3 protein-coding genes and 1 pseudogene are annotated in these 3,113 nt (G+C 66.7%); 1 reads left to right on the plus strand and 3 read right to left on the minus strand.

The window, feature by feature from the left end; all coding sequences use genetic code 11:
• Positions 1-512 (plus strand): annotated as a pseudogene (locus tag IC66_RS0127965) (adenylate/guanylate cyclase domain-containing protein); the annotation flags it as partial.
• A gap of 289 nt (positions 513-801) precedes the next feature.
• On the opposite strand, the gene IC66_RS0127970 reads toward IC66_RS0127965, so the two are convergent.
• The 3 genes from IC66_RS0127970 to IC66_RS0127980 all read right to left on the minus strand — a co-directional run.
• On the minus strand, positions 802-1,302 hold the full coding sequence (locus tag IC66_RS0127970) for an RNA pyrophosphohydrolase (RefSeq protein WP_038949882.1): 501 nt from the start codon (positions 1,300-1,302) through the stop codon (positions 802-804).
• Positions 1,303-1,364: 62 nt separating this feature from the next.
• The gene (locus tag IC66_RS0127975) at positions 1,365-1,871 is read right to left on the minus strand and encodes an RNA pyrophosphohydrolase (RefSeq protein ID WP_028139202.1); all 507 of its coding nucleotides are present in this window, start codon (positions 1,869-1,871) and stop codon (positions 1,365-1,367) included.
• A gap of 76 nt (positions 1,872-1,947) precedes the next feature.
• On the minus strand, positions 1,948-3,113 hold a 1,166-nt coding region (locus IC66_RS0127980; RefSeq protein ID WP_038949883.1), incomplete at its 5' end, for a divergent polysaccharide deacetylase family protein.

Here is a 3,113-nt window from a genome sequence, read left to right on the forward strand (position 1 = left end):
ACGACGCCATGACCGAGCGGAGCTTCGCATCGAAGGAGTTTCCGATGGTGCGCGAACCGCAAAAGGTCCGGCTCGAGAACATGTTCGTGCCGGCGGCGAAATCCCGCTCGGTTGCGCTCGGCCCCGGCGGACAATATTTCATGGTGCTCGGCGCCTCGTCCGCCGAAGATGCAGCGCGCCGTTCGCTGGAATCGTGCGGCGCGATTGCCGGCGTGGCGTGCCTCGTGGTCGCGATCGACGACAATTTCGTCGTGCCGATCCCGACGCTGTTCAGGATCACCGGCTTCTTCAATGCCGCCTCCAACGCCTCGATCATGGCGGATGCGCGCGGCGAGGTCGTGCGCAAGCTCGGTGACGGCATGGGCTGGAACGCGGTCGCGGTCGGCACCGCGGGCCGGCCAGGCCTCGGCCTCAAGGCCGCCGTCACCTCCGCACTCGCCGACTGCGCCAAGCGCGACAGCGACTGCCACGTCATCGCGCTCGGCCCGTTCACGGTGGGGCCGATTAATTAGCGCGTGCTTTGATTGAGCCCGATCGCTGCCGGGCGCGAGATGCGCTCCCTCTCCCGCTTGCGGGGGAGGGCTGGGGTGGGGGTGTCTCCGCAACGGGACACTCCCTGGGTGGAGAGAGCCCCCACCCGGCGCTTCGCGCCGACCTCCCCCGCAAGCGGGAGAGGTTGGACACCCGTGACGGATTGCGCAGCGCTGTGAACTTCTTCCGCGGTGTCAATCGCTTCACAACAACCACAGCCCACCGCGCCGGCGGCGGCCTTCTACTGTGCATGGGGTTGATTTCGCGGTTTCAGTTTGCGAAGGCCGCGAACTGCTGCGCGACGGCTTGATAGACCTCCCGTCGGAACGGCACCACGACGTCGGCAACACGGTCCAGACGCTCCCAGCGCCAGGCGTCGAACTCGGCGGGCTGGCCGTTGCGCGGCGTCAGCGGGTCGATCTCGTCATCCTTGCCGGTGAAGCGCAGCGCGAACCATTTTTGCCGCTGGCCGCGAAACTTCGCGAGGCGATGCGTCTGCGGTCCGTCATAGGGCGGGAATTCGTAGCTGAGCCAATCGGTCTCGCCGAGATAGTCCGCGCTGACGACGCTGGTCTCCTCCCAGAGCTCGCGCATCGCGGCATCGCGCAAATTCTCGCCGTCGTCGACGCCGCCCTGCGGCATCTGCCAATCGAGGCCGGGCAGGATGATCTCGGGACCGTCGCCCTTGAAGCGATGGCCGATCAACACGCGGCCTTCGGTGTTGAAGAGAGCGATCCCCACGTTGGGGCGGTAGGGCTTTTCATTCGTCACGCGCAAATCTCTCATCGTCATTCCCGGGTGCATTAGCACCGAAGCCGGGACGACAATTCGATTTATTGGTCCGCCAGCGCAGAAAATTCCTGCACCACGCGCTCATAGACCGGGCGCTTGAAGGGAATGATCAGCCCGGTCAGATTCTTCATCGGTTCCCAGCGCCAGCTCACGAATTCGGCCTTGTGGCCGCCGCCGCCAGGATTGGCGACATTGATCTCGCTGTCCTTGCCGGTGAAGCGCACGGCGAACCATTTCTGGCGCTGGCCGCGGTAGCGGCCCTTCCAGGCGCGCCCGGCGACCGTGCGCGGAATGTCGTAGGTGAGCCAGTCCGGGACCTCGCCGAGCCGCTCGACCGAGCGCACGCTGGTCTCCTCATAGAGCTCGCGCTTGGCGGCTTCCCAGGTGTCCTCGCCGGGATCGACGCCGCCTTGCGGCATCTGCCAGACATGGGTGTCGTCGACATGCTCGATGCCGCCGGCGCGGCGGCCGATGAACACCCGTCCCTCTGTGTTGATCAGCATCACACCGACGCAGGTCCGGTAGGGCAGATCCTCGTAACGCGCCATTCCGCCAGACCTCTCGCATGCTGCTGGTTGCGGCTTGACCGGTCCCGCGGGACCCGTGCCGTACCAATCCGTTGATTTAGCTGGATTTTGATTTCAGCATCGCGGTTGTCAATGGCACCAAAAGGATACCCCGGTCGCCCAATGTCTTGGTCCAGGCGCCGATGCGCTCGATCGAGACGGGAAGGGCGGAGGCGGTGCCGACAGCCGCGCCGCGCTCGCGTGCCGCCGATTCGAGCTTGTTCAGGGCGCGGTCGATCTCGGTCGGGGTCGGCACCACGTCGATCGCGATGTCGCCCTTGCCGAATGGCATGGCCTGGTTCGCCGCGGCCTGGGCTGCAATGCTGCGGGGCGAGGAGCCGTCGTCGAAGAAACCGAGGCCGCGCTTGGCCGCCTCGCGGATGATCGGCTGCATCGCCGGCTCCGTCGCGACGAAGCGGGCGCCCATGAAATTGGTGATGCCGGCATAGCCCTGCATCCGGCTGAAATGCCAGTACAGGCGGTCCATGTTCTGGTCGGCGCTGAGCGAGGTCAGCAGCGTCTGCGGTCCCGGATCATTGTCGGGGAAGTCGTAGGGCTCCATCGGGATCTGGAGGAAGATCTCGTGGCGCTGCGCGCGGGCCCGTTCGGCGAGCTTGCCGGGATCGGTGCCGTAGGGCGTGAAGGCCAGCGTCACCGCTGCCGGCAGCCTCATGATGGCATCGGCGGTCTTGGCGGCGCCGACGCCGAGGCCGCCGATCACGATGGCGACCACGGGCATCTTGGCGGCCTTGGCGCGATCGGCGTCCGCCGCATAGACGTTGAACGGCTTCAGCCCGTCGGCGACCACCGGGATCATGCCGTAGCGTGACTTCTCAAGCAGTTTTGGATTGATCCCGGCCATGACCGGCGGCGGGGCCGAAGGGGCCCCGGCCTTGTCGCCTGCGTCCTCGCCGATCACCACGTCGTGGCGGGCGCCGGTGGAGCCGTCGATCATGGTGACGGTCTTCTGCTCGCCGGGGGCGGCCTGCCTCGGCGCCTCCTGGCTGTCGTGCTTGCCGTCCTGCTTGCTAGCTTGCTTGCTGTCCTGGCCGGCGGCCGGCTTCTCGTCGGCAGCCTTGTCGGCGCCCTTCTCGCTGATGGCGATCCGCGTCATCGGCTCGCCGCCGAGCGGATCCTTGTTGAAGATGGCGAAGCCGGCAAAGGTGAGGAGGAACAGGCCGAGCAGCACGGCGAGCGCCTGCATGGCCGTGAACGGCAGGCGCA

The sequence above is a fragment of the Bradyrhizobium genomosp. III genome (assembly GCF_000261705.1).
In the GTDB taxonomy this organism is placed as follows: domain Bacteria; phylum Pseudomonadota; class Alphaproteobacteria; order Rhizobiales; family Xanthobacteraceae; genus Bradyrhizobium; species Bradyrhizobium ottawaense.

Coding starts and splice junctions, on each gene's coding strand:
- IC66_RS0127975 (WP_028139202.1), bottom strand. CDS start 1,871: ATGGCGCGTTACGAGGATCTGCCCTACCGGACCTGCGTCGGTGTGATG.